22 protein-coding genes are annotated in these 25,257 nt (G+C 61.1%); 5 read left to right on the top strand and 17 right to left on the bottom strand.

What is annotated here, in order from left to right; translation table 11 throughout:
• Positions 1–12 precede the first annotated feature (12 nt).
• A complete protein-coding gene (locus tag AC3ISR_RS17200; RefSeq protein WP_192296574.1) occupies positions 13–1,629 on the bottom strand; it encodes an NADP-dependent glyceraldehyde-3-phosphate dehydrogenase in 1,617 nt (538 codons plus the stop codon).
• A 139-nt stretch (positions 1,630–1,768) separates the two neighbouring features.
• Between AC3ISR_RS17200 and AC3ISR_RS17195 the strand changes: the two genes are divergently transcribed.
• The 3 genes from AC3ISR_RS17195 to AC3ISR_RS17185 all read left to right on the top strand — a co-directional run bounded on the left by AC3ISR_RS17195 (position 1,769) and on the right by AC3ISR_RS17185 (position 5,285).
• Entirely contained in the window at positions 1,769–2,629 is an 861-nt protein-coding gene (locus AC3ISR_RS17195) for a Dyp-type peroxidase (protein WP_463983576.1), read from the top strand.
• A 102-nt stretch (positions 2,630–2,731) separates the two neighbouring features.
• Positions 2,732–4,099: an MFS transporter gene (locus AC3ISR_RS17190; protein ID WP_192296572.1), complete on the top strand. Its 1,368-nt coding sequence runs from the start codon at positions 2,732–2,734 to the stop codon at positions 4,097–4,099.
• Between the two features lie 67 nt (positions 4,100–4,166).
• Positions 4,167–5,285, top strand: coding sequence for an MFS transporter (locus AC3ISR_RS17185; RefSeq protein WP_192296571.1), 1,119 nt, complete (start codon positions 4,167–4,169; stop codon positions 5,283–5,285).
• Position 5,286: 1 nt separating this feature from the next.
• On the opposite strand, the gene AC3ISR_RS17180 is transcribed toward AC3ISR_RS17185, so the two are convergent.
• The gene (locus AC3ISR_RS17180) at positions 5,287–5,808 is read right to left on the bottom strand and encodes a DUF3087 family protein (protein WP_192296570.1); all 522 of its coding nucleotides are present in this window, start codon (positions 5,806–5,808) and stop codon (positions 5,287–5,289) included.
• A gap of 79 nt (positions 5,809–5,887) precedes the next feature.
• On the bottom strand, positions 5,888–6,124 hold the full coding sequence (locus AC3ISR_RS17175) for a DUF6555 family protein (RefSeq protein WP_135288835.1): 237 nt from the start codon (positions 6,122–6,124) through the stop codon (positions 5,888–5,890).
• A gap of 120 nt (positions 6,125–6,244) precedes the next feature.
• Between AC3ISR_RS17175 and AC3ISR_RS17170 the strand changes: the two genes are divergently transcribed.
• Both AC3ISR_RS17170 and AC3ISR_RS17165 read left to right on the top strand, forming a co-directional pair.
• On the top strand, positions 6,245–7,072 hold the full coding sequence (locus tag AC3ISR_RS17170; RefSeq protein ID WP_192296569.1) for an arylamine N-acetyltransferase family protein: 828 nt from the start codon (positions 6,245–6,247) through the stop codon (positions 7,070–7,072).
• 133 nt (positions 7,073–7,205) lie between these two features.
• Positions 7,206–7,958, top strand: coding sequence for an outer membrane beta-barrel protein (locus AC3ISR_RS17165; RefSeq protein ID WP_192296568.1), 753 nt, complete (start codon positions 7,206–7,208; stop codon positions 7,956–7,958).
• A gap of 398 nt (positions 7,959–8,356) precedes the next feature.
• Here AC3ISR_RS17165 and nuoN read toward each other — a convergent pair whose 3' ends face one another.
• The 14 genes from nuoN to aceA form a co-directional block, all read right to left on the bottom strand.
• Positions 8,357–9,820, bottom strand: a complete 1,464-nt coding sequence (nuoN, locus tag AC3ISR_RS17160) for an NADH-quinone oxidoreductase subunit NuoN (RefSeq protein WP_192296567.1) — start codon at positions 9,818–9,820, stop codon at positions 8,357–8,359.
• Between the two features lie 7 nt (positions 9,821–9,827).
• A complete protein-coding gene (gene nuoM, locus AC3ISR_RS17155; RefSeq protein WP_010209575.1) occupies positions 9,828–11,360 on the bottom strand; it encodes an NADH-quinone oxidoreductase subunit M in 1,533 nt (510 codons plus the stop codon).
• A 49-nt stretch (positions 11,361–11,409) separates the two neighbouring features.
• A complete protein-coding gene (nuoL, locus tag AC3ISR_RS17150; protein WP_095015610.1) occupies positions 11,410–13,263 on the bottom strand; it encodes an NADH-quinone oxidoreductase subunit L in 1,854 nt (617 codons plus the stop codon).
• Positions 13,260–13,568: an NADH-quinone oxidoreductase subunit NuoK gene (gene nuoK / locus AC3ISR_RS17145; protein ID WP_003174727.1), complete on the bottom strand. Its 309-nt coding sequence runs from the start codon at positions 13,566–13,568 to the stop codon at positions 13,260–13,262. Before nuoK ends, nuoL begins: the two co-directional genes overlap by 4 nt.
• 2 nt (positions 13,569–13,570) lie before the next feature.
• Positions 13,571–14,074 carry an NADH-quinone oxidoreductase subunit J gene (gene nuoJ / locus AC3ISR_RS17140; RefSeq protein WP_017527176.1) on the bottom strand — a complete coding sequence of 168 codons (504 nt, stop codon included), beginning with the start codon at positions 14,072–14,074 and terminating at the stop codon, positions 13,571–13,573.
• Between the two features lie 9 nt (positions 14,075–14,083).
• Positions 14,084–14,632 carry an NADH-quinone oxidoreductase subunit NuoI gene (nuoI, locus tag AC3ISR_RS17135; protein ID WP_003174725.1) on the bottom strand — a complete coding sequence of 183 codons (549 nt, stop codon included), beginning with the start codon at positions 14,630–14,632 and terminating at the stop codon, positions 14,084–14,086.
• Positions 14,633–14,643: 11 nt separating this feature from the next.
• Positions 14,644–15,651: an NADH-quinone oxidoreductase subunit NuoH gene (nuoH, locus tag AC3ISR_RS17130; RefSeq protein ID WP_017137518.1), complete on the bottom strand. Its 1,008-nt coding sequence runs from the start codon at positions 15,649–15,651 to the stop codon at positions 14,644–14,646.
• Positions 15,648–18,362: an NADH-quinone oxidoreductase subunit NuoG gene (gene nuoG, locus AC3ISR_RS17125; RefSeq protein WP_463983577.1), complete on the bottom strand. Its 2,715-nt coding sequence runs from the start codon at positions 18,360–18,362 to the stop codon at positions 15,648–15,650. The genes nuoH and nuoG overlap by 4 nt, the downstream gene beginning before the upstream one ends.
• Before the next feature lie 134 nt (positions 18,363–18,496).
• Entirely contained in the window at positions 18,497–19,852 is a 1,356-nt protein-coding gene (gene nuoF, locus AC3ISR_RS17120; RefSeq protein ID WP_135307454.1) for an NADH-quinone oxidoreductase subunit NuoF, read from the bottom strand.
• Positions 19,849–20,346, bottom strand: coding sequence for an NADH-quinone oxidoreductase subunit NuoE (gene nuoE, locus AC3ISR_RS17115; RefSeq protein ID WP_192296565.1), 498 nt, complete (start codon positions 20,344–20,346; stop codon positions 19,849–19,851). Before nuoE ends, nuoF begins: the two co-directional genes overlap by 4 nt.
• Positions 20,347–20,348: 2 nt before the next feature.
• Entirely contained in the window at positions 20,349–22,133 is a 1,785-nt protein-coding gene (nuoC, locus tag AC3ISR_RS17110) for an NADH-quinone oxidoreductase subunit C/D (protein ID WP_192296564.1), read from the bottom strand.
• A 73-nt stretch (positions 22,134–22,206) separates the two neighbouring features.
• On the bottom strand, positions 22,207–22,881 hold the full coding sequence (locus AC3ISR_RS17105; RefSeq protein ID WP_012724951.1) for a NuoB/complex I 20 kDa subunit family protein: 675 nt from the start codon (positions 22,879–22,881) through the stop codon (positions 22,207–22,209).
• Positions 22,882–22,891: 10 nt separating this feature from the next.
• Complete coding sequence (locus AC3ISR_RS17100; protein WP_003219575.1) at positions 22,892–23,305, bottom strand: NADH-quinone oxidoreductase subunit A; 414 nt, start codon at positions 23,303–23,305, stop codon at positions 22,892–22,894.
• A 598-nt stretch (positions 23,306–23,903) separates the two neighbouring features.
• Positions 23,904–25,229 (bottom strand): isocitrate lyase, encoded by a 1,326-nt coding sequence (gene aceA, locus AC3ISR_RS17095; RefSeq protein WP_192296563.1) that lies wholly within the window; start codon positions 25,227–25,229, stop codon positions 23,904–23,906.
• Positions 25,230–25,257: the final 28 nt, after the last annotated feature.

The following is a 25,257-nucleotide window of genomic DNA, read 5'->3' as shown; positions in this document are numbered from 1 at the left end:
CCAGCGGTGTGTTTAGAAGATGTAGTCGGTCGTCAGGAAGCTGGAGTCACGGTTTTTCAGGATATCGCTGACCAACGCCTTGTTGCTCTCCTGGAACTTGGTCGCCACCAATGTGCGGATCGAGAACACGCGCAACGCGTCATGCACCGACAGTGTGCCCTCGGCCGAGTTTTTGCGCCCGTTGAAGGGGAAGGTGTCCGGCCCGCGCTGGCACTGGGCGTTGATATTGATGCGGCCGACCTGGTTGGCGAAGGTGTCCACCAGCTTGCCGACAGCCTCGGGATTGGTGCCGAAGATGCTCAGTTGCTGGCCGAAATCCGAATCCAGCACGTAGTCGATCACGGTCTCCAGGTCGCGGTAGGGCACGATCGGCACCACCGGGCCGAACTGTTCTTCGTGGTACACGCGCATCTGCGGGTTCACCGGGTACAGCACCGCCGGGTAGAAGAACGAACCGCGGCTTTCACCGCCGTGCTCATTGACCACCTGGGCGCCGTGCTGTGCGGCATCGGCCACCAGCCCGTCGAGGTATTCGACTTTGCCGGCTTCCGGCAGCGGTGTCAGGGATACACCCTCTTCCCAAGGCATGCCAGGCTTGAGCGTGGCCAGTTTCTTGTTGAATTTTTCGATAAAGCCTGCCACCACATCTTCATGCACAAACAGGATTTTCAACGCGGTGCAGCGCTGGCCGTTGAACGACAGGGAGCCGGTGACGGCTTCGCTGACGGCGTTGTCGAGGTCGACCTCGGGCAGCACGATGCCGGGGTTTTTCGCATCCAGGCCCAGGGCTGCGCGCAGGCGGTGCGGCTTGGGGTGCAGCTTTTTCAAATCACTGGCGGCCTTGTTGGTGCCGATAAACGCGAAGATGTCGATCTTGCCGCTGGCCATCAGCGCGCTGACGGTCTCGCGGCCACTGCCGTAGATCACATTGATCACCCCGGCCGGGAAGCTGTCGCGGAAGGCTTCGAGCAAGGGCCGGATCAACAGCACGCCAAGCTTGGCCGGCTTGAACACCACGGTATTGCCCATGATCAGCGCCGGGATCAGCGTGGTGAACGTCTCGTTGAGCGGGTAGTTGTAAGGGCCCATGCACAGCGCTACACCCAGCGGTACGCGGCGGATCTGGCCGAGGGTGTCCTGCTCCAGTTCGAAGCGGCTGGAGCGGCGGTCGAGTTCCTTGAGGGCGTTGATGGTGTCGGTGATGTAGTCGCAGGTGCGGTCGAATTCTTTCTGCGAGTCCTTGAGGTTCTTGCCGATTTCCCACATCAGCAGCTTGACCACCACGTCGCGCTGCTCGCGCATGCGGTGCAAAAACGCTTCGACGTGCCTGATGCGCTCGACCACGCGCATCGTCGGCCACTCACCCTGGCCACGGTTGTAGGCGCGCACGGCGGCCTCGAGGGCGGTGAGGGCGGTATCGGCATCCAGCAACGGCGTGCTGCCGATATGCACGCGTTTTTCACCCAGTTGCACCGGGCTCTGCACCTGGGCGAGCGGCCCGTTCCAGATCCGCAACTGGCCATCGACCAGATACTCACGCTGTTCAATAGGCGCCGCCAGGCGGTATTGCTCGGGAATCTCGGCGGCGGAGGCGGGAAACAGCTGGGCGAGCAGGTTGCTGGTGGTCATGTCGCTACCCCTGGAATAGTTGCAAAACATGACTAGAGAGTCACCCATCAACAGGCTCTAAGGCAAGGCTTGTGCGCATTCTTGTACTCACGCTTGCGCGCGGCGGTTAAACTGCGCGCCTTATTTTGAAGGAGTTCACATGAGTCAGTACCAGCCGGGCATTCTTGCCGCACCGGTGCCTTTGCAGGCCCGTCATCTGTTCTTTGCCGTGGCCTCCCTGGAGGCTGTGCCCGTTGCCCTGGACGCACTGGTGCAGACGACGGATTCGGCGGTGGTCGGTTTCGGTGAGCCGCTGGTGACTGCGCTCGGCGCGCAAATCGATGGCCTGCGTACGTTCCCGGTCGTCAGCGGCCCGGGCGCCCACAACCCGTCCACTCAGCACGCGCTGTGGGTCTGGCTGCATGGCGTGGATCGCGGTGAACTGCTGTTGCGCAGCCGCGTGCTGGAAAAAGCCCTGGCCCCGGCGTTCAGCCTGGTGCAGTCGACTGAAGGCTTCCGCTACAAGACCGGCTTTGACCTCACCGACTACGAAGACGGTACCGAAAACCCCCACGACGACGCTGCCGTCGAGGCCGCCTTGACCGACAGCGGCGCCAGCTTCGCCGCAATCCAGCAATGGCAGCACGACCTCGATGGCTTCGCCGCGTTGCCGGCCCAGGAGCGCGACCACATCATCGGTCGCCGCCATGGTGACAACGAAGAACTCGACGACGCCCCGGAATCTGCCCACACCAAACGCACCGCCCAGGAAAGCTTCACCCCGGAAGCCTTCGTGGTCCGCCGCTCGATGCCTTGGGCCGAGAACGGCCAGGCGGGTTTGATGTTCCTCGCGTTCGGCCATTCTTTCGATGCGTTTGAAGTGCAACTGCGCCGCATGAGCGGCCTGGAAGACGGGATTGTCGACGGCCTGTACCGCATCAGCACGCCGTTGACCGGCGGTTATTACTGGTGCCCGCCGATCAACGAAGGGCGTTTGGACCTGAGCGCGCTGGCGCGTTGAGCACGGCTTAACATGAAAATGCTGACAGCCCTGTAATCAGCCACTGAAAAAACTCCGCGCAGCCCTTACTCTAGACACCTTTGTCACCTGCGCGGATCGTTCATGTCTTCTGTTGCCGATGGGTTGCCCCTCAATAAACGCCTACCGGCCGTGATCGCGATTTCCCTGGGGATCGGCATGGCCACCCTGGATACGGCCATCGTCAATACCGCGTTACCGACTTTGGCGCAGGGCATCGGCACGGATTCCGCGTCGGTGATCTGGGTGGTCAACGCCTACCAACTGGCGATCATCGCCACCGTGCTGCCGTTCGCGTCGCTGAGCGATGTGCTGGGGCACCGCCGGGTGTATCTCGGTGGCTTGCTGCTGTTTATCGTCTCGTCACTGTTCTGCGGCCTGGCCGGTTCGCTGGCGACCCTGACCGCCGCGCGGGTGGTGCAGGGCCTGGGCGCCGCGGCGATCATGAGCGTGAATACCGCGTTGCTGCGGCATATCTACCCGTCCAACATGCTTGGCCGCGGCCTGGGCTATAACTCGCTGGTGGTGGGGCTGGCGTTTACCCTCGGGCCGACGGCGGCGTCGGCGATTTTGTCGGTCACCACCTGGCACTGGCTGTACCTGATCAATGTGCCGCTGGGGGTGTTGGCCCTGGCCTTGGGCCTGCGTTCGTTGCCCACCTTGCCGATGACCGGGCACGCGTTCGACCGCCTCGCGGCGTTGTTGTGTGCTGGATTGTTCGCCCTGTTGGTGCTTGGCCTGGGCACGGCGGTGCATGGTGCCCAGGGGGCGTTGACGCTGGGGTTGATTGCGTTGGCACTGGTCTGCGGGGCGTTACTGCTGCGGCGTCAGGCCGGGCATCCCGCGCCGATGCTGGCCCTGGATCTGTTCAAGCGGCCGCTGTTTGCCTTGTCGTCCCTGACGGCGATCTGCGCCTTTAGTGCCCAAGGCCTGGCCTTTGTGTCGTTGCCTTTCCTGCTCCAGGCGGTGTTGGGCCATAGCCAGGTGCAAACCGGTTTCCTGATGACGCCTTGGCCGGCAGTGGTCGCGGTGATGGCACTGTTGGCCGGACGCTTGGCGGACCGGGTGTCACTGGGGCTGTTGTGCGGCATTGGCCTGTTGCTGCTCAGTGCCGGTATGGCCGCATTGGCCAGCCTGGGCGATGGAGCGTCGGCGTTCGATATTGGCTGGCGGATGGCGTTGTGTGGCGCCGGTTTTGGCTTCTTCCAGTCACCCAACCTCAAGGCCTTGATGACCAGTGCGCCGTTGGCCCGCAGCGGCGGCGCCAGTGGCATCGTGGCGATTTCACGCTTGCTTGGGCAGACGTTGGGCGCGTCGTTGGTGGCATTGTGTTTTCACCTGTTCGTCGACAGCGGCCCGCAAGTCGCATTGTGGCTGGGCTGTGGCTTTGCCTTGGTGGGGGCGGTGGCCAGCGGCCTGCGTCTGTTGCCCTACGGAAAAAAGGCCGGGTAGGGCGTTGTAAAACACGCGTGTGGAAGGCTACCGTGGCGACCTGGATATTTCGGGATGTTTCAGTTTTATGACCAGCCTGGCCCAACGTACTGCTGACACGACCTCTCGCCGGGCTGCACTGACCCTCGCTTTCTGCCTGCCCAGTGACGTGCTGCTGTACTTGTTGCTGCCAATGGAATCCCAAGCGTTTGGCATCACCCTGGCCCAGGCCGGGGTGTTGCTGGCGGCCAATCGCCTGGTGCGGATTTTCGGTTACCGGCATGTGCTGAATTTCTACGCACGCAACGGCGACCGTCTGACTTGCATGATCGCCGCCGCTGCGGCGACGCTGTGCGCCCTGGGCAATTCAATGCTGTCGGGCTTCGCCGCCTTGTTGGGGCTGCGGCTGATCTGGGGCCTGTGTTTTGCCGCGCTGAACCTGTCGACCCAAGTACTCGCCACCTCAGAGCCCGCCGGTGCCGCACGCCGTGCCGGGCGCTCGCGGGCGGTGATCGCCCTGGGGCCGATGCTGGCGCTGCCACTGGGCGGTTGGCTGACGCTGTGGGCCGGGCCGCGGCCGATCTTCCTTATTCTTGCTGGCGCCTGCCTGGTGGGCCTGTGGATGGCGCGCGGCTTGCCCACTGCGGGCCATGATCTGCACAGCACCGGGCGCCGCTTCAAGTGGCCCGACAGTGTGGCGATGTGGTCGTTTATCGAAGGCGTGGCGTTGGATGGGTTGTTTATTTTCGGTCTGTCGATCCAGGCGCAGAAGATTCTCGGCGGCGACGCGGTACTGATCGCCGGTGGCTTGATGGCGCTGCGTTATCTCTCGGAAATGCTCCTGAGCCCGTTGGGCGGTCGCGCGGCCCAGCGATTTGGCGCGACCTCGATGTTGCTGCTGTTTTCGTTCCTGAGTGCCTTGGCCCTGACGGCGTTTTCCAGCTACTGGGTGATTGCGGGCGCGGCCGCGGTGCTGGTGCTGCGTGCGCTGCAACTGCCGTTGGTGACCACCCTGGTGGCCGAGCGCAACCCGGGGTCGATGCGCGTCTCGGCGCTCGCGTCGAATGCCGTGTGGCGTGACATCGGCGCGGGCCTCGGACCGTTGCTGGCGGGTTTACTGCTGCCGGTAGCCTCGGCACCGCTGGTGTTTGGCCTGGCCGGTGCGGCGATTGCGCTGAGTGCGTTGTTTTGCTGGCGGGCGCGCTGACTCAGGCTGCCTTGACGTGGTCCAACCAGGCCGGATCGAGACGGGTTTGTTCGGTATCCATCCCCAGTGCCTGCATCTTCGCCTTATGCGCCTCGATCTCGCCGATCAACTGCACTTGCGCGCTGGAGTTGGCATCCAGTGCATGCATTTGCGTCAGGCCCAGATGGTAGAAACGCAGCAGCTTGATTGCGCTGGGGTCATTCGCCTGCACGCGTTCCGTGACCTTGTGCATCACGTTGGTCACGCTCATCAGGCTGCGCTTGAGTTGCCAGCCATATACGGCCGGTGCAAGCCAGGTTTGGCTCCAGAAAGGACCGCGCACCAGTGCCAGGGTGATCAGTACGCCGGCAAACACGCCGCCGACGTTGAAGCGAAAGTTGTCGCCGCCGGGTTCGCCGAACAGCATCACCGCGAGGCTGGACAAGAGCATCGCCAGGGCCAGGAACAGCACCGCCACAATCAGTGTGCTGCGGCGGGTTTGGCGGCGGTAGGTGACGGGGTCGCAGGGTTTGAGCTCGAACATCCGGGGGCAGTCTCCAGTGGCTTAGGCGGGCATCTTCGCACACTGCACAGAAAGAGCCCCGCTTCAGCGGGGCTTTTACTTACTTCGGCGCGATCCATGTCACCTCGGTGATGCCGAACTTTTCCGCCCAAGGGCGTGTGGTCTTTTTCACCTGTTCATGTCCGACCCGGCCGACACGACTGACATGGGCAATATCGGCATCCACTGCCGCCCAGTGCCAGGCCTCGGCGTTGTTCATCACTTCGGCACGCACCACAAAGGATTTCGGTTGGCCGTGTAGCTGATAGTTGATGGTGTAGATTTTTGCGGTACTCATGTTGCCTCCCTGTGTTGTTATAAATGGATAGGGCGGCGTTCCAAAAGGTTCATTCAAAATGACAATCCGCCGTTCGGCGCGGCATAGTGACGCTTCTGCCACGTGCCCAAGGAGTGCGCCATGTCCCACCTGAGTCATCGACAGTTGTACCTGCAACGCCTGGGCTACGACAGGCCACCCGCGCCGACCCTGCAAACTCTGCGTGACCTGCAGTTGCGCCATGTGTGCACGTTTGCCTTTGAAAGCCTGTCGACCTTGCTGCGCCTGCCGGTGCCCATCGATCTGGCGAGTGTCGAGCAGAAGGTGTTGATCGATGGGCGGGGTGGTTATTGCTATGAGTTGAACCAGATGTTCCTGTTGCTGTTGCAGGAACTCGGTTTCGACGCACGCGGCATTACCGGCCGGGTGGTGATGGGTGGGCCGCCGGATGCGCGCACCGCACGCACCCATCGCTTGAGCCTGGTGACCGTGGATGGCGTGCGCTACATCACCGATGTCGGCTTTGGCGGCATGGTGCCCAGCAGCCCATTGCAGTTGGACAGCGAGGCCGTGCAGGCCACGGCGCACGAGCCGTATCGGCTGACGCACAATGCAGACGGCAGCTACACGTTATGGGCCGAAGTCGCGGGGCAATGGCGTGGTTTGTATGTGTTCGACCTGCAGGTGCAGGCGGACATCGACTACGAAATCGGCAACTGGTACGTGTCCACTCATCCGGGGTCGCCGTTCGTGGGCCAGTTGAAGGCGGCGCTGTTGGCCGTGGGCAAACGCTATACGCTGAACAACGGCCACTACGCGGTGCATTACCTGGATAGGTCGAGCGAAAAACAGGTGGTCGCCAGCGCTGATGAGTTGCTGACGTTGCTGCATGAGACCTTTGGCATTCGCTTGCCAGTGCATCCGCAACTTCGCCCGGTACTTGAGGGCCTGGTGTTGGCGGGTTGCTGAAAATATTGAAATAGAGCCTTCGCTGAACCGTTTTATCTCCAGATTCGAGCAAATCAATTCGAACCTTTTTCCTACATTCAGGTTCGAATCTGTTCCGGAATGATTTGTTCAAATGACAAGGAGATGTAAAACGATGTCCAGGCTATTCGGAACGATCCTCAAGAACACCTCGGTATTCGCGCTAGTCGCAGCGCCGGCCGTGGTGTTTGCCGCACCACCCACAGCACCGATTTCCACTTTCGGCCTGCTGGGCAGCTATAACGATTTCAAGCTTGAAGGCGGCAGCCGCAGTGACAAGGACGACATGCCCGAAGTGGGCCTGTTCTATAACTTCGGCAACAAGCTCACCGCTGAATCCGGCTTCATCTACCAAGCCGGAGTCGAAGCCAAATACGGCAAAAAAAGCGATAACAAGCTCAAGGAAGGCCAGGCCGACCTCGATCTCGGCTGGCGTGCCGCGCTGGATGCGCGCAACTCGGTCGACGTGATCGTCGGTGGCGGCTACAGCTGGACCCGCTATGAGCTGGACTCCAATGACTACGACCTGGAACTGACCAGCAAATCGCCATTTGCCAAGGCCGCCCTGGGCTATAACCACCAGTTCAACGACATGACCTTGCGCGTTGAAGCCGGTGCCCGTCATACCCTCGACGGCCGCGCCAAGATCAAGGTGGACGGCCTTGGCAGCGATACCGTGGACCTCAAGGATCGCACCAACCCTTATGCGGAGGTCAGCCTGCTGATGAACCAGAAGGGCGACCTGCCGGTGGTTGCTGGCCTGTACTACACCCGTACCGAGTACAAGCTGGATGACGATTCGGAACTGGCAGATAACACCAGGCTCAAGCGTGACGAGTATGGAGTGAAGGTCGGTATCGCGTTCTAACGCCACACCGAGTCCCCCCTGTGGGAGCACCGACCTGTGTGGGAGATTCTATGGTGGAGGGCAATATCTCCACCAACAGTGCCACCGCCTTCGCAGTCTCGCTAAAGCTCGACAGCTCTCACAGGGCATTACCTACTGCGCATCAACACCGACCAACTGTGGGAGCGGGCTTGCCCGCGAAAGCGTCAGATCAGTCGAAGTATCTGTGACTGACACTGCGCCTTCGCGGGCAAGCCCGCTCCCACATTTTTGACCGCATTCGTCAGAACAATCCGTTCAAGTGTCGGAGGGCCGTGTGACGATTCGGGCACAGGAATGCCTATTGGAATGCACTCACTGCTAAAAACGCAAAACGGCGCCCGAAGGCGCCGTTTTGTTTACCGCATCTTGCTAAGCGATCAAACGCCCAACACCGCGTGCTGCACCAGAGTGAGCAACGGTTGTGGGTACACGCCCAGGAAGAACGCGAGCAGGGCGATGGCCAACAGCATCACGCCGCCTGCCTTCTGTTCCCAATGCAGCTCGGCATCCACGCGACGCAGGTTTGGCTCGATCAGGTACAGGGTGACCATCACGCGCAGGTAGTAGAACACGCCGATGGCGCTGCCCAGTACCAGCGAGGCAACCAACCACCACTGGTGGGCTTCAACGCCGGTGGCGACGATGTAGAACTTGCCGATGAAGCCTGCAGTCAGCGGGATACCGGCCAGGGACAGCATCATCACGGTGAGTACGGCGGTCAGGTACGGACGGCGCCAGAACAGGCCGCGGTATTCGTACAGGGCGTCGGCGTCACGGCCTTTGAACGGCGAGGACATCAGGGTGATCACGCCGAACGCACCAAGGCTGGTGATCACGTAGGTGACCAGATACACGCCCATGGCTTCCACGGCCAGGCCTTTGCTCGCCACCAGGGCGATCAGCAGGTAGCCGAAGTGTGCGATGGACGAGTAACCCAGCAGACGCTTGAGGTTGTTCTGGGTCAGTGCCAGCAGGTTACCGAACAGGATCGACGCGATGGCGATCACGGTCAGTACGTCGCTCAGGACGCCGGTGTTGGCGGCAGGGGAGATCTGGAACAGACGCACCATCACGGCAAACACGGCGACTTTCGACGCGGTAGCCAGGAACGCAGCCACCGGCGCCGGGGCGCCTTCGTACACGTCCGGGGTCCACAGGTGGAACGGCACCAGCGACAGCTTGAACGCCAGGCCGATCAGCATCATGGCCAGGCCCAGTTGGGCAATCGGCGCAGGCATGCTGGTGGTGGCCAGGGCATGACCGATACCAGTGAAGCTCAGGCTGCCGGCTTCGGCGTACAGCAGGGCCATACCAAACAACAGGAACGCGGAACCGGCGGCCGACAGCACCATGTACTTGATGCCGGCTTCCAGGGAACGCTTGTTGAAGAAGGCGTAGGCCACCAGGCCGTAGGTCGGGATCGACAGCAGTTCCAGGCCGATGAACAGGCCCGCCAGGTGCTGTGCGCTGACCAGCACGATGCCACCGGCCGCAGCCAGCAGGATCAGCAGGTACAGCTCTTCGCGGTTGCCTGGGTAGCCGGTGCCGCCTTCGCCGAGGTAGGCGTGGGCGAGGGTGACGCAGGCCAGTGTCGCCACCAGGATCAGTGCGATGTACAGCAGGGCAAAGTCATCGACCATCATCAGTGGCGTTACGGCCAGTGGCGCGACCTTGAGGGCCGGGATGATCGACAGCAGGGCCAGGTTCAGACCGGCACAGGACAGCAGGAACGTTTGTGAGTGATTGCGGCGCCAGGCGATAGCCAGCATCACCACCACGATGGTGAGGCTGGTAATCAGCAGCGGCGCAAGCGCGATAAAGTGTTGGATCGTGAATTCCATAGCGCTCTTACCGGGCCGAAGCGAGTTGAGAGAAGGCGGTGCCGAACCACTGCTGCACGCCATGCATCGTTGCGGCAGAAGTGTCCAGGAACGGTTGCGGGTACACGCCGATGTAGATCAGCAGTACCGCAAGGCCGAGCACCATGATCAGTTCGCGAGCATCCATCCCTTGCAGGACGGTGTCGGACTTGGCCGGGCCGAAGTAGGCGCGGTGGATCATGATCAACGAGTAGACCGAACCGAACACCAGGCCGGACGTTGCGATGGCGCTGATCCATGGCGTCTGCACGAAGGCCCCCATCAGGATCAGGAACTCGCCGATGAAGTTGCCGGTACCCGGCAAGCCCAGGGACGCGGCGGCGAAGAACAGGCTGATCGCCGGCAGGTAGGCGATGCGCGACCACACGCCACCCATTTCACGCATGTCACGGGTGTGCAGGCGCTCGTACAGCTGGCCACTCAGGATAAACAGGGCAGCGGCCGAGACACCGTGGGCCAGCATCTGGATCACCGCGCCTTGCAGCGCCAGTTGGCTGCCGGAGTAGATGCCGATCAGTACGAAACCCATGTGGGAAACGGACGAGAAGGCAATCAGGCGCTTGATGTCGGTTTGGGCGAAGGCGAGGAACGCACCGTAGAAGATCCCGATCAGACCCAGGGTCATGGCGATCGGCGCGAACTCGGCCGAGGCATTCGGGAACAGCGGCAGGGCGAAACGCAGCAGGCCGTAAGCGGCAGTCTTCAACAAGATACCGGCCAGGTCCACGGAACCCGCGGTCGGTGCCTGGGCGTGAGCGTCAGGCAACCAGGAGTGGAACGGCACCACTGGCAGCTTCACCGCGAAGGCGATGAAGAAGCCCAGCATCAGGATGTACTCGGTGGTCAGGGACATCTTGGTTTTCAACAGGTCGGCGTAGTTGAAGGTAATCACGCCGGTGTTGTTGAAGTTGACCAGTACCAGACCCAGGATCGCCACCAACATGATCAGGCCGGAAGCCTGGGTGAAGATGAAGAACTTGGTCGCCGCATAGATCCGGGTTTTCTTGCCGTCCGAAGAACTGTGACCCCAGAGCGCGATGAGGAAGTACATCGGCACCAGCATCATTTCCCAGAAGAAGAAGAACATGAACAGGTCGAGGGCGAGGAACACGCCAACCACACCGCCCAGGATCCACATCAGGTTCAGGTGGAAGAAGCCCACGTGACGCTGGATCTCTTTCCAGGAGCAGAGTACCGAAAGGATACCCAGCAGGCCGGTCAGCAGGATCATCAACAGCGACAGGCCGTCGAGGGCCAGGTGCACGTTGATGCCGAAGCGCTGGATCCACACATGCTTGAATTCAAGCGCGAAGGTGGGATCGACGCCCGGTGCCGGAGCAAATGAATAGTCGCCATGGGCCCACAGCCAGAGGCCGAGAGCGAGTTCCAGGGACATGGTCAGCAACGCAATCCAGCGGGGGAGGGTGGCGCCGAAGCGTTCACCCATCCAGCAGAGCAGGCCGCCGATAAAGGGGATCAGGATTAGCCAGGGCAGAATCATGACAGGCTCGTTTCCTTTCGCAAGTTCGCAAAGTTGGCAGTGTTCATAATCAGACCGCTACCACGACGATGGCACCAATAACCAGCACAGCACCGGCAGCCATGGAAGCGGCATACCAACGCAGTTGACCGGTTTCGCTGCGGCTCAGGGCGGTGTGACCGGCCTTGGCGGCGCGCGGGATCAAACCGATGGTCTGGTCGAGCGGGTCTTTGCGCAGTACATGGCTGATGGCCAGGTAAGGCTTGACGAACAGTTTGTCGTAGATCCAGTCGAAGCCCCAGGCAGCGAACCACCAGGCGGACAGGAAGCGGCCAATGCCACTGTTGGCCACGGCCGTCACAAAGCGACGCTTGCCGAGGAACAACAGGGCTGCCAGCAGGATACCGGCGATGGCGATGGCGCCCGAGGCGATTTCCAGGCTGTGCTGGGCTTCGCCGCCGGCATGGCCGACGCTTTGCGGCAGTACACCGTGCAGGGGCGGGGTGATCATGGCGCCGACGAAGGTCGACAGCACGATCAGCACCGACAATGGCAGCCAGTGGGAGATGCCGTGGCCTGCGTGTGCTTCGGTCTTGGCTTCACCGTGGAAGGTGATGAAGATCAAGCGGAAGGTGTACAGCGAGGTCATGAACGCACCCACCAGGCCTGCGTACAGCAGGTTCTGGTTACCGCTGGCAAAGGCTTCCCAGAGGATTTCATCCTTGGAGTAGAAACCGGCGGTCACCAACGGCAGGGCGGCCAGGGCGGCACCACCGACGATGAAGCTGGCGTAGGCCAGTGGCAGTTTCTTCCACAGGCCGCCCATCTTGAAGATGTTCTGCTCATGGTGGCAGGCAACGATCACCGCACCGGAAGCAAGGAACAGCAGGGCCTTGAAGAAAGCGTGGGTCATCAGGTGGAAGATCGCCGCGTCCCAGGCACCAACGCCCAGGGCCAGGAACATGTAGCCGATCTGGCTCATGGTCGAGTAGGCGAGGATCCGCTTGATGTCGGTCTGTACCAGCGCGGCGAAGCCGGCCAGTACCAGGGTCACGCCACCAACGATGCCCACCAGGTGCAGGATGTCCGGCGCCAGGGTGAACAGGCCGTGGGTACGGGCGATCAGGTAGACACCGGCGGTGACCATGGTTGCGGCGTGGATCAGTGCGGAAACCGGGGTAGGACCGGCCATCGCATCCGCCAGCCAGGTTTGCAATGGCAGTTGCGCGGATTTACCCACGGCGCCGCCCAGCAGCATCAGGGTAGCGAGGGTGATCCAGAAGTCGCCGACCTGGAATTTCTGCGGCGCCAGTACCAGCAGTTCCTGGATGTTCAGCGTGCCCACCTGTTGGAACAGGATGAACAGGCCGATGGCCATGAACACGTCGCCGATACGGGTGACGATAAAGGCCTTGAGTGCCGCGTTGCCGTTGTTGCGGTTGCTGTAGTAGAAACCGATCAACAGGTACGAGCACAGGCCTACGCCTTCCCAGCCGAAGTACAGGAACAACAGGTTATCGCCCAGCACCAGGAACAGCATGCTGGCGATAAACAGGTTGGTGTACGAGAAGAAGCGCGAGTAGCCCGCTTCACCGCGCATGTACCAGGACGCGAACAGGTGGATCAGGAAGCCCACGCCGACGACCACGCCAAGCATGGTGATCGACAGGCCGTCGACGTAGAGGGCGAAGTTGGGCTTGAAGCCCTCCACCGACATCCACTGCCACAGCACCAGGGTGTAGTGACCACCTTCCGGCGGCGCCACATTGAATTGCCAGATGACATAGGCGGCGACGATCGCCGACAGGCCAATGGAACCCACGCCCACCAGGGCCGAGAGGTTTTCCGACCAGCGTCCGCGAGAGAACGACAGCAGCAGGAAACCGATCAGGGGAAATACGAAAGTCAGAAAGATCATGTTCATCCGCGCATCTCACTGGCAGCGTCGATATCAAGCGTGTGGAAGCGACGATACAGTTGCAGCAGGATCGCCAGGCCAATACTGGCCTCGGCGGCTGCCAGGCTGATCACCAGGATGAACATGACTTGTCCATCCGGCTGGCCCCAACGTGCACCGGCAACGATGAAGGCCAGTGCCGCAGCGTTCATCATGATTTCCAGGCTCATCAACACGAACAGAATGTTACGGCGGACCATCAGGCCGACCAGGCCAAGGCAGAACAGGATGCCGGCGACCGCCAGACCATGCTCCAAAGGGATAGCAGGCATCGTCATTGCTCCTTGGCTTCGTTGCGGCCCAAGTGGAAGGCGGTGATGGCTGCAGCGAGCAGCAGCATCGAAGCCAGTTCGACCACCAGCAGGTATGGGCCGAACAGGCTGACGCCCACGGCCTTGGCGTCTACGGTGGTGTGGCCGATGGCCTGGCCGCTCTGGTGAGCGAACAGCACATACAGCAGTTCACCCAGCAGCAAGGCTGCCAGTACGACCGGGCCGAGCCAGATGCCGGGTTTGAGCCAGACGCGTTCCTGGGCGACCGAAGCCGGCCCGAGGTTGAGCATCATCACCACAAACACGAACAGCACCATGATGGCGCCAGCGTAGGCGATCACTTCCAGTACACCGGCGAACGGCGCGCCGAGGCTGAAGAAGGTCATGGCCACGGCGATCAACGAAATGATCAGGTAGAGCAGGGCGTGCACAGGATTGGTGTTGGTGATCACGCGAAGCGTGGACACCACTGCAATACCGGACGCGAAATAGAAAGCGAATTCCATCTTTCTTCCTTAAGGCAGCAAGCTCTTCACGTTGATCGGCTCGGCTTCGTTTTGTGCGGCGCCTTTCGGCTTACCGGCAACGGCCATACCTGCAACACGATAGAAGTTGTAATCAGGGTTTTTACCGGGACCAGAGATCAGAAGATCTTCTTTCTCGTACACCAGGTCCTGACGTTTGAACTCGGCCATCTCGAAATCCGGGGTCAGCTGGATTGCGGTGGTCGGGCAAGCTTCCTCGCAGAGGCCGCAGAAAATGCAGCGCGAGAAGTTGATGCGGAAGAAGTCCGGGTACCAGCGACCGTCTTCGGTTTCAGCTTTCTGCAGGGAGATGCAACCCACCGGGCACGCCACGGCGCACAGGTTGCAGGCTACGCAACGCTCTTCGCCATCGGGGTCGCGGGTCAGTACGATACGGCCGCGATAGCGCGGCGGCAGGTACACCGCTTCTTCCGGGTATTGCAGGGTGTCGCGTTTTCGAAAGCCGTGACCGAACACCATCACCAGGCTTCGCAACTGGGTACCGGTACCCTTAACGATGTCGCCAATATATTTGAACATGGGTCAAATCCTCACTGAACCGCGCCGGCGGGCGTGTTCAACAACACAACGGCAGCCGTCACCAGCAAATTGATCAGGGTCAGCGGCAGGCAGAAGCGCCAGCTGAAATCCATCACCTGGTCGTATCGTGGACGCGGAATGGAAGCGCGCAGCAGGATAAACAACATGATGAAGAACGCGGTCTTCAGGAAGAACCAGAAGAACGCCAACTGCGGCAGGATGCCGAACGGACCGTGCCAGCCGCCGAAGAACAGCGTGACCAGCAGGGCCGAGATCAAGATGATGCCGATGTACTCACCAACGAAGAACATGCCCCATTTCATGCCGGCGTATTCGATGTGGTAGCCGTCGGCCAGTTCCTGTTCCGCTTCCGGCTGGTCGAACGGGTGACGGTGAGTCACGGCGACGCCAGCGATGAAGAAGGTACAGAAGCCGAAGAACTGCGGAATGATGAACCACAGGTTCTGCGCCTGGTACTCGACGATGTCGCGCATGTTGAACGAGCCGACCTGCACCACGATGCCCATCAGCGCGAGGCCCATGAACACTTCGTAGGACACGGTCTGGGCCGAGGCCCGCAAGCTGCCCAGCAGGGCGAACTTGTTGTTGCTCGACCAACCGGCGAACAGCACCGCGTAGACCGACAAACCGGCCATGGCAAAGAAGAACAGCAAGCCGATGTTCAGGTCCGCCACGCCCCAGGTCGGGGTGATCGGGATGATCGCGAAGGCGATCAGCAAGGCGCTCATGGCCACCACCGGTGCCAGGGTGAAGATCACCTTGTCGGCGAACGGCGGGGTCCAGTCTTCCTTGAAGAACATCTTCAGCATGTCGGCCGCGATCTGGAACATGCCGAACGGGCCAACGCGGTTCGGACCGTAACGGTCCTGCCACCAGCCCAGCAGGCGACGTTCGACGAAGCTGAGCAGGGCGCCCGCAACGACCACGGCCAACAGGATCACGATGGCCTTGACCACCGAGATGATCACGTCGATCACTTCAGGAGTGAACCAAGTCATTGCGCTGCCTCCTGCAGACCGTCAACGGTTTTGCCGAAGATCGCCGCTGGAATGCCGGCGATGCCTTTAGGCAGTGCAACCAGGCCAGCGCCCAGCTCTTCATTGATGCGCAGCGGCAGACGCAGGGTCTGGCCGGCCACGTTCAGGCTGAGCAGGGCACCGTCGTTGACGCCCAGGCGGTCGGCTTCGGACTTGGCCAGCGACACGTAGGCTTCAGGAATGCGACTTAGCACCGGCGCGGCTTTGGAAGAGTTCTCTTCGCTGCCGAACAGGTGGAAGAACGGCACAACCTGCCAGGTGCCCTGGGCCGGGTTGAACGGACGCGGGACGGCGGCGAACCAGTTCAGCGAATCACCGGTGCTTTCGATCAGGCGGGTGCCCGGGTCGCCAGCGCGGATATGACCACCGACTTCGTCCTGGAACTTGTTCCAGGCCTGCGGCGAGTTCCAGCCCGGCGACCAGGCGAATGGCACCTGCTGACGCGGTTCGGCCGACCCCGAGTAACCTTCCATGGAGAAGGCGAACGCGGTATCCGTGTCTTGCGGAGTACGCGGTTCGTGCACGCTGATGTTGGCGCGCATGGCGGTACGACCGGAGTAACGCAGCGGCTCACGGGCCAGTTTCATGCCCTTGATGCGGAACGCGGCGGACGGCGCGGCGTCGACGATGCGGGCCAGTTGCGGCGCGCTCGCGGCGGTGGCAGCGGTCACGTGGTCGAGCTGGGTCCAGTCGATCGGCTGGTTCAGCAGGGTGGCGCGCAGGGCATGCAGCCAGCGCCAGCCTTCGTGAACCAGGATGCTGGCGTCCATGTACTTCGGATCGAACACCTGGAAGAAGCGCTGGGCACGGCCTTCCTGGCTGACCAGGGTACCGTCGCCTTCGGCGAAGGTGGCGGCTGGCAGCACCAGGTCGGCACGGTCGCTGGTGGCGGTCTTTTGGTGATCGGCGACGATCAGGACCTTGGCAGCGTCCAGTGCCGCGTCAACCTTGGCGGCATCGGTGCGGGTGTACAGGTCGTTTTCCAGCACCACGATGGCGTCGGCGTTGCCGTCGATCACCGCTTGCAGGCCGGCGTCCAGGGACTCGCCACCGAGCATTGCCAGGCCAAGGCTGTTGGCTTCCGGCACGATCAGGCTGATGGAACCGTTCTTGTCGCGCAGCTTCAAGGCCTTGGCGATGTTGGCGGCGGCTTCGATCAGCGCCTTGGAACCCAACGAGGTGCCGGCAATGATCAATGGACGCTTGGCGGCCAGCAGGGCGTCGGCGATACGCTGGGCCAGTGCGACGGCTTCGCTGTCCAGGCCTTCGACGGCAGGCGCGCTGGCGTCGAGGGCGTGGGCCACGGCAAAACCGATGCGGGCCAGGTCGTCTGGTGCGGCGTGCACACATTCTTCGGCGATGTCGTCGAGCTTGGTTTCAGCCAGGCTGGCAATAAACAGCGGGTTCAGCGCGTGCTGGCCGATGTTTTTCACCGCCGCGTCGAGCCATGGCTGGACGCGCATGGCGTCGGCCATTTCTTCGGCCTTGCCCTTGACCGACTGACGCAGCGACAGGGCCACGCGGGCAGCGGTCTGGGTCAGGTCTTCGCCGAGCACGAAAATCGCGTCGTGGTCTTCGATGTCGCGCATGTTCGGGACTGGCAGCGGGCTGTCGTTCAGCACTTGCAGGACCAGGCGGATGCGCTCCAGCTCAGCGGCTTCGATACCGCTGTAGAAGTGCTCGGCACCGACCAGTTCGCGCAACGCGAAGTTGCTTTCGAGGCTGGCGCGGGGCGAACCGATACCGACGATATTGCGGCCGCGCAGCAGGTCGGCGGCTTTATCCAGCGCTTCGTCCAGGCTCAGCTTGCCGCCGTTGGCCAGCAGTGGCTGGCGTGGGCGGTCTTCGCGGTTGACGTAGCCATAGCCGAAACGGCCACGGTCGCACAGGAAGTACTGGTTGACCGAACCGTTGAAGCGGTTTTCGATCCGACGCAGTTCGCCGTAGCGCTCGCCCGGGGAGATGTTGCAACCGCTGGAGCAGCCATGGCAGATGCTCGGGGCGAACTGCATGTCCCACTTGCGGTTGTAGCGCTCGGAGTGAGTCTTGTCGGTGAATACACCGGTCGGGCAGACCTCGGTGAGGTTGCCGGAGAACTCGCTTTCGAGCACGCCATCTTCAACGCGACCGAAGTACACGTTGTCGTGGGCGCCGAACACGCCGAGGTCGGTGCCGCCGGCGTAGTCTTTATAGAAGCGCACGCAACGATAGCAGGCGATGCAGCGGTTCATTTCGTGGGAAATGAACGGGCCGAGGTCCTGGTTCTGGTGGGTACGCTTGGTGAAGCGATAACGGCGCTCGTTGTGGCCGGTCATCACTGTCATGTCTTGCAGGTGGCAGTGACCGCCTTCCTCACAGACCGGGCAGTCGTGGGGGTGGTTGGTCATCAGCCATTCGACGACACTGGCGCGGAACGCCTTGGATTCCTCATCATCGATGGAAATCCAGGTGTTGTCGGTGGCTGGGGTCATGCAGGACATGACGATACGACCACGGGTGTCGTTTTCGTCGGTGTATTGCTTGACCGCGCACTGGCGACAGGCACCGACGCTACCAAGTGCGGGGTGCCAGCAGAAATACGGAATATCGAGGCCGAGTGACAGACACGCCTGTAACAGGTTGTCTGCCCCATCGACTTCGAGCGCTTTGCCGTCTACGTGGATAGTGGCCATGGTTCAAAGTTCTTCGTTGGCCCGTTGTCAGCGGGCGTGGCTAATGGAATCTTGTTATTCATGTGCATCTACACAGCCATCAAGGCGTCAGCACATGAGAAAGCGAAGGGCACGGACCCTTCGCTTTTTAAGCGTTACGCGCCGACTACGATCGGCTTCGCCAGAGGCGGGACGGCGGCGCTGGTAGGCGCGATACCGGCTTCGAACTCCGAGCGGAAGTACTTGATTGCGCTGCCCAATGGCTCTACGGCGCCCGGTGCGTGAGCACAGAAGGTCTTGCCCGGGCCGAGGAAACCGACCAGACCCAGCAGGGTCTCGATGTCACCCTCGCGGCCTTCGCCTTTTTCCAGGGCCATCAGCAGCTTGACGCTCCACGGCAGGCCATCGCGGCATGGGGTGCAGAAGCCGCAGGATTCACGGGCAAAGAACTGCTCCATGTTGCGCAGCAGCGAGACCATGTTCACGGTGTTGTCCACCGCCATCGCCAGGCCCGTACCCATCCGGGTGCCGACCTTGCCGATACCGCCGGCATACATCTGGGCGTCGAGGTGCTCGGGCAGCAGGAAACCGGTGCCGGCGCCGCCTGGTTGCCAGGCTTTCAAGGTGTAGCCGTCGCGCATGCCGCCGGCGTAGTCCTCGAACAGCTCGCGTGCGGTCACGCCGAACGGCAGTTCCCACAGGCCAGGGTTCTTGACCTTGCCGGAGAAGCCCATGAGCTTGGTGCCCATGTCTTCGCTGCCTTCGCGAGCCAACGATTTGTACCAGTCCACGCCGTCGGCGATGATCGCCGGCACGTTGCACAGGGTTTCTACGTTGTTCACACAGGTCGGCTTGCCCCACACGCCTACGGCGGCAGGGAAGGGCGGCTTGGAGCGCGGGTTGGCGCGGCGGCCTTCGAGGGAGTTGATCAGTGCGGTCTCTTCACCGCAGATGTAACGCCCGGCGCCGGTGTGCACGAACAGTTCGAAGTCAAAGCCCGAACCGAGGATGTTCTTGCCCAGCAGGCCCGCGGCCTTGGCTTCTTCCACGGCACGGTTGAGGTGCTTGGCGGCGGTGGTGTACTCGCCACGCAGGAAGATATAGCCGCGGTAGGTTTTCAGTGCGCGGGCACTGATCAGCATGCCTTCGATCAGCAGATGGGGCAGTTGCTCCATCAGCATGCGGTCTTTCCAGGTGTTCGGCTCCATTTCATCCGCGTTGCACAGCAGGTAGCGGATGTTGATGGATTCGTCCTTGGGCATCAGGCCCCACTTGACCCCCGTGGGGAAGCCTGCACCGCCGCGACCTTTGAGGCCGGCGTCCTTCACGGTCTGGACAATGTCGTCCTGGGCCATGTCGGCGAAGGCTTTGCGCGCTGCCGCGTAACCGTTCTTGGCCTGGTACTCGTCGAGCCATACCGGCTCGGCATCGTCACGCAGGCGCCAGGTCAGCGGGTGGGTTTCAGGCGAACGCTTGATCAGGTTGGCCGGGCCGAAAGATGTCAGGGTCATGGGTAGCCCTCGAGCAATTGGGTCACGCCAGCTGCCTGTACGTCACCGAATGTGTCGTCGTCGATCATCAACGCCGGCGCCTTGTCGCAGTTGCCCAGGCAGCACACCGGCAGCAGGGTGAAGCGCCCGTCTGCAGTGGTCTGGCCGAGGCCGATGCCGAGTTTGGTCTGGATCGCGTCGACCACCGACTCGTGGCCGCCGATGTAGCAGACCATGCTGTCGCACACGCGAATGATGTGGCGGCCCACTGGCTGGCGGAAGATCTGGCTGTAGAACGTAGCCACGCCTTCAACGTCGCTGGCAGGGATGCCGAGGATCTCGCCGATGGCGTAGAGGGCGCCGTCCGGCACCCAGCCACGTTCCTTCTGGACGATCTTCAAGGCTTCGATCGACGCCGCGCGCGGGTCTTCGTAGTGATGCAGCTCGTGCTCGATGGCCGAGCGCTCGGTTTCACTGAGGGTGAAACGGTCTGTCTGGATAAGCGTGCTGTTCATGCTTAGCGGTCCACGTCGGCCATAACGAAATCGATACTACCCAGGTACGCAATCAAGTCCGCGACCATCTCGCCTTTGATCACCGAAGGGATCTGCTGCAAGTGGGCAAAGCTTGGGGTACGGATCCGGGTGCGGTAGCTCATGGTGCCGCCATCGCTCGTCAGGTAATAACTGTTGATACCCTTGGTCGCTTCGATCATCTGGAAGGATTCGTTGGCCGGCATGACCGGACCCCACGAAACCTGCAGGAAGTGCGTGATCAGGGTTTCGATGTGCTGCAGCGTGCGCTCTTTCGGCGGCGGCGTGGTCAGCGGGTGATCCGCCTTGTACGGACCTGCCGGCATGTTGCGCATGCACTGCTCGATGATCTTCAGGCTCTGGCGCATTTCTTCGACGCGCACGATGCAACGGTCGTAGGCGTCGCCATTGGCTGCCAGCGGTACTTCGAACTCGAAGTTCTCATAGCCGGAGTACGGGCGGGCTTTACGCACGTCGAAATCGCAGCCGGTGGAACGCAGGCCAGCACCAGTGACACCCCACTCCAGGGCCTCCTTGGTGTTGTACTGGGCGACGCCGATGGTACGGCCCTTGAGAATGCTGTTGTCCAGCGCGGCCTTTTGGTACTCGTCCAGACGCTTTGGCATCCAGTCGATGAACTCTTTAACCAGGCGTTCCCAGCCGTTCGGCAGGTCGTGGGCCACGCCACCGATGCGATACCAGGCCGGGTGCAGGCGGAAACCGGTGATGGCTTCGATGACCTTGTAGGCGCGTTGACGGTCGGTGAAGGTGAAGAACACCGGGGTCATGGCGCCGACGTCCTGGATGTAGGTACCCAGGAACAGCAGGTGGCTGGTGATCCGGAAGAACTCGGCCATCATGATGCGGATGGTGTCGACGCGGTCTGGCACCTTGATGCCGGCCAGTTTCTCCACCGAGAGCACATACGGCAGGTTGTTCATCACGCCGCCGAGGTAGTCGATACGGTCGGTGTACGGGATGAAGCTGTGCCACGACTGACGTTCGGCCATCTTCTCGGCACCACGGTGGTGGTAGCCGATGTCTGGTACGCAGTCGACGATTTCTTCGCCGTCCAGTTGCAGGATGATACGGAAGGCACCGTGGGCCGAAGGGTGGTTCGGGCCCAGGTTGAGGAACATATAGTCCTCGTTGGTGCCGGAGCGTTTCATGCCCCAGTCTTCCGGACGGAAGCGCGCGGCCTCTTCTTCAAGCTGTTGCTTGGCGAGGTTGAGACTGAACGGGTCGAATTCGGTGGCGCGGGCAGGGAAGTCCTTGCGCAGCGGGTGACCTTCCCACGTTGGCGGCATCATGATGCGCGTCAGGTGCGGGTGGCCGGGGAAGTCGATACCGAACATGTCCCAGACTTCACGCTCGTACCAACTGGCGTTCGGCCAGATACCGGTTACGGTCGGGACGCTCAGGTCGCTTTCGGACAGCGCGACCTTGATCATCACGTCGCTGTTACGCTCCAGCGACATCAAGTGGTAGAACACGGTGAAATCGGCGCCGCTCGGCAGCCCTTGACGCTTGGTGCGCAGACGTTCGTCCACGCCATGCAGGTCATAGAGCATGACGTACGGCTTGGGCAGGTTACGCAGGAAGGTCAGGACTTCGACGAGCTTGGCGCGCGCCACCCACAGCACCGGCATGCCGGTACGTGTGGCCTGGGCGGTGAAAGCGTCAGGGCCAAAACGGTTATTGAGTTCGACGACCACATCCTGGTCGTCTGCCTTATAAGGCGGGATGTACAGAGCGCTGCCTGTAGTCATGGTTTTTTTATCGCTTTCGGTCAACGTAAAGAATGAAGCCAGGGTTTCGTTCTATAAAAGAAGCGGTGCTGGATCAGACTTCGTCAGGGCTGCGCAGGTTGGTGACTGCGATTCGCTGTTCGCGGCGCTGTTCCTTTTGCGAAGGCATCTCGGCGCGATACACGCCTTGATCTCCGACAACCCAGGACAGTGGGCGACGTTCCTTGCCTATCGATTCCTGCAACAGCATCAAGCCTTGCAAGAACGCTTCAGGGCGAGGCGGGCAGCCAGGCACGTAGACATCCACGGGCAGGAACTTGTCCACCCCTTGGACTACGGAGTAGATGTCGTACATGCCACCGGAGTTGGCGCACGAACCCATGGAGATCACCCACTTGGGTTCAAGCATTTGCTCGTAGAGGCGCTGGATGATCGGCGCCATCTTGATGAAGCAGGTGCCGGCGATAACCATGAAATCCGCCTGGCGCGGTGATGCCCGGATAACCTCGGCGCCGAAGCGCGCGATGTCATGGGGAGCCGTGAAGGCGGTGGTCATCTCCACGTAGCAGCACGAAAGACCGAAGTTGTACGGCCACAGGGAGTTCTTACGCCCCCAGTTGACCGCGCCACTCAGCACGTCTTCCAGCTTGCCCATGTAGATGTTTTTGTGGACTTGATCTTCTAACGGATCGGAGACGGTTTCCCGTTCGCCGATGGGGTACTGATCGTTAGGAGCATCCGGGTCGATCCTGGTGAGATTGTATTGCATCGCCAAAGCCTCATTGTTTCAGCTTCGCTTGCCGCTTACGACGAGCTTCCGGAGCCCAATCAAGGGCGCCCACTCGGAATAGGTAGACAAGGCCTGCCAACAGAATTGCTATGAAAACGAGAGCTTCGACGAATCCGGTCCAGCCGCTTTCGCGGACGGACACAGACCAGGCAAAGAGAAAGAGGGCTTCGATATCGAAGATCACGAACAGCATCGCGACCAGATAGAATTTGGCTGAGAGCCGCAAGCGGGCGCCACCTGTAGGCAGCATGCCGGACTCGAACGGTTCATTCTTGCTGCGGCCCCAGGCTTTTGACCCGAGGAGGCTGGAGACGCCGAGCATGAAGGCGCAGAGGCCGACAACACCGAGGAGGAAAATGGCAAAGCCCCAGTTGTGGGCCATGAGTCCTGTCGCTTCGGTCATGCTGGAAATCCTTAACAGAGAGCAAAGGTCTCTGAGCTCGAAAAAGTAACGATGCAGTGACGATATGTCGCACTGCAATCAATCGCGGTGATTTTATGGCTAAACACCGGGCAAGTAAAATTCCTATGGCGAAATTATTCGATGGAATAAGGACATAGTGCACCTCGATGGGGCTGTAGCCCTTGTGTAGCGGGCATTAGCGGGCATTTTATCAAATGTGTTTTGTTTAGCCTGTAACGAAGTTTTTATGCGCCAAATGATAATGAATATTGTTTGCGTGGGGTTTAAGCGAATGTTTCTCGTGCGGCGCGGAAAGTTAGCGTTACTTGCTTGATTGTCGCTTAGTTGTCGGCGGGGATCTTTTAACCGTTTTTTCGCGCGCAAATACCGCTCTGGGTCAATGTTTTGCCGAAAATCTCCGGGCTGAATGCATTTCCCTTGTGGGAGCAGGCAAGCCAGCTCCCACATTTTGATCTGTGTTGTGTCAGTCGGATTTTCAACTGTGCAAAAAAAACGCCCCGAACAGGTCGGGGCGTGATCTTTGTGCGGCACTGCGGTTAGGTCTTACTTCGGGCTGCAGTGGCCGTGTACGCGGTGCTTAGTGGAACTGCTCTTCTTCGGTCGAGCCGGTCAGTGCGGTCACGGACGAGGTGCCGCCCTGGATCACGGTGGTCATGTCGTCGAAGTAGCCGGTGCCCACTTCCTGCTGGTGCGCCACGAAAGTGTAACCCTTGGCGGCGTCAGCGAATTCCTGCTCCTGCAGCTTCACGTAGGCAGTCATGTCGTTGCGGGCGTAGTCGTGCGCCAGGTTGAACATGCTGTGCCACATGTTGTGGATGCCGGCCAGGGTAATGAACTGGTGCTTGTAGCCCATGGCGGACAGTTCGCGCTGGAACTTGGCGATGGTCGCGTCGTCCAGGTTCTTCTTCCAGTTGAAAGAAGGCGAGCAGTTGTAGGACAGCAGTTGGTCCGGGTATTCCTTCTTGATCGCTTCAGCGAAGCGACGGGCTTCGTCCAGGTCCGGCTTGGCGGTTTCGCACCAGATCAGGTCGGCATACGGGGCGTAGGCCAGGCCGCGGGCAATGGCTTGGTCCAGGCCAGCGCGGACTTTGTAGAAGCCTTCCTGGGTACGTTCGCCGGTGACGAACGGTTTGTCGTACGGGTCGCAATCCGATGTCAGCAAGTCAGCCGCGTTGGCGTCGGTACGCGCCAGGATGATGGTTGGCGTGCCGGCAACGTCAGCCGCCAGACGGGCAGCGGTCAGCTTCTGTACGGCTTCCTGGGTTGGGACCAGTACCTTGCCGCCCATGTGGCCGCATTTCTTCACCGAAGCCAGTTGGTCTTCGAAGTGCACGCCCGCAGCGCCAGCCTCGATCATGCTCTTCATCAGCTCGTAGGCGTTCAGTACGCCGCCGAAGCCGGCTTCTGCGTCAGCCACGATAGGTGCGAAGTAGTCGATGTAGCCTGCGTCGCCCGGGTTCTTGCCGGCTTTCCACTGGATCTGGTCGGCACGACGGAACGAGTTGTTGATGCGCTTGACCACGGTTGGAACCGAGTCCACCGGGTACAGCGATTGGTCGGGGTACATGGATTCAGCGGAGTTGTTGTCCGCTGCCACTTGCCAGCCGGACAGGTAGATCGCCTGGATACCGGCTTTTACCTGTTGGACTGCCTGGCCGCCAGTGAGGGCGCCCATGCAGTTGACGAAATCTTTGTCGGGACGGAAGGAAGGCTTGGCCCCTTGGGTGACCAGGTTCCACAGCTTCTCGGCGCCGAGTTTTGCAAAGGTGTGCTCAGGTTGAACCGAGCCACGCAGGCGGACGACGTCAGCAGCGGAATAAGCGCGGGTCACGCCTTTCCAGCGTGGGTTTTCAGCCCAGTCTTTTTCGAGGGCTGCAATTTGCTGTTCGCGTGTCAGTGCCATGGGAGTAAACCTCGTCGCGTCTTGTTTA

This window comes from Pseudomonas sp. GL_117, assembly GCF_057835125.1.
This window is presented reverse-complemented; position numbering and strand designations above follow the sequence as displayed.

Coding starts and splice junctions, on each gene's coding strand:
- AC3ISR_RS17200 (WP_192296574.1), bottom strand. CDS start 1,629: ATGACCACCAGCAACCTGCTCGCCCAGCTGTTTCCCGCCTCCGCCGCC.
- AC3ISR_RS17195 (WP_463983576.1), top strand. CDS start 1,769: ATGAGTCAGTACCAGCCGGGCATTCTTGCCGCACCGGTGCCTTTGCAG.
- AC3ISR_RS17190 (WP_192296572.1), top strand. CDS start 2,732: ATGTCTTCTGTTGCCGATGGGTTGCCCCTCAATAAACGCCTACCGGCC.
- AC3ISR_RS17185 (WP_192296571.1), top strand. CDS start 4,167: ATGACCAGCCTGGCCCAACGTACTGCTGACACGACCTCTCGCCGGGCT.
- AC3ISR_RS17180 (WP_192296570.1), bottom strand. CDS start 5,808: ATGTTCGAGCTCAAACCCTGCGACCCCGTCACCTACCGCCGCCAAACC.
- AC3ISR_RS17175 (WP_135288835.1), bottom strand. CDS start 6,124: ATGAGTACCGCAAAAATCTACACCATCAACTATCAGCTACACGGCCAA.
- AC3ISR_RS17170 (WP_192296569.1), top strand. CDS start 6,245: ATGTCCCACCTGAGTCATCGACAGTTGTACCTGCAACGCCTGGGCTAC.
- AC3ISR_RS17165 (WP_192296568.1), top strand. CDS start 7,206: ATGTCCAGGCTATTCGGAACGATCCTCAAGAACACCTCGGTATTCGCG.
- nuoN (WP_192296567.1), bottom strand. CDS start 9,820: ATGGAATTCACGATCCAACACTTTATCGCGCTTGCGCCGCTGCTGATT.
- nuoM (WP_010209575.1), bottom strand. CDS start 11,360: ATGATTCTGCCCTGGCTAATCCTGATCCCCTTTATCGGCGGCCTGCTC.
- nuoL (WP_095015610.1), bottom strand. CDS start 13,263: ATGAACATGATCTTTCTGACTTTCGTATTTCCCCTGATCGGTTTCCTG.
- nuoK (WP_003174727.1), bottom strand. CDS start 13,568: ATGCCTGCTATCCCTTTGGAGCATGGTCTGGCGGTCGCCGGCATCCTG.
- nuoJ (WP_017527176.1), bottom strand. CDS start 14,074: ATGGAATTCGCTTTCTATTTCGCGTCCGGTATTGCAGTGGTGTCCACG.
- nuoI (WP_003174725.1), bottom strand. CDS start 14,632: ATGTTCAAATATATTGGCGACATCGTTAAGGGTACCGGTACCCAGTTG.
- nuoH (WP_017137518.1), bottom strand. CDS start 15,651: ATGACTTGGTTCACTCCTGAAGTGATCGACGTGATCATCTCGGTGGTC.
- nuoG (WP_463983577.1), bottom strand. CDS start 18,362: ATGGCCACTATCCACGTAGACGGCAAAGCGCTCGAAGTCGATGGGGCA.
- nuoF (WP_135307454.1), bottom strand. CDS start 19,852: ATGACCCTGACATCTTTCGGCCCGGCCAACCTGATCAAGCGTTCGCCT.
- nuoE (WP_192296565.1), bottom strand. CDS start 20,346: ATGAACAGCACGCTTATCCAGACAGACCGTTTCACCCTCAGTGAAACC.
- nuoC (WP_192296564.1), bottom strand. CDS start 22,133: ATGACTACAGGCAGCGCTCTGTACATCCCGCCTTATAAGGCAGACGAC.
- AC3ISR_RS17105 (WP_012724951.1), bottom strand. CDS start 22,881: ATGCAATACAATCTCACCAGGATCGACCCGGATGCTCCTAACGATCAG.
- AC3ISR_RS17100 (WP_003219575.1), bottom strand. CDS start 23,305: ATGACCGAAGCGACAGGACTCATGGCCCACAACTGGGGCTTTGCCATT.
- aceA (WP_192296563.1), bottom strand. CDS start 25,229: ATGGCACTGACACGCGAACAGCAAATTGCAGCCCTCGAAAAAGACTGG.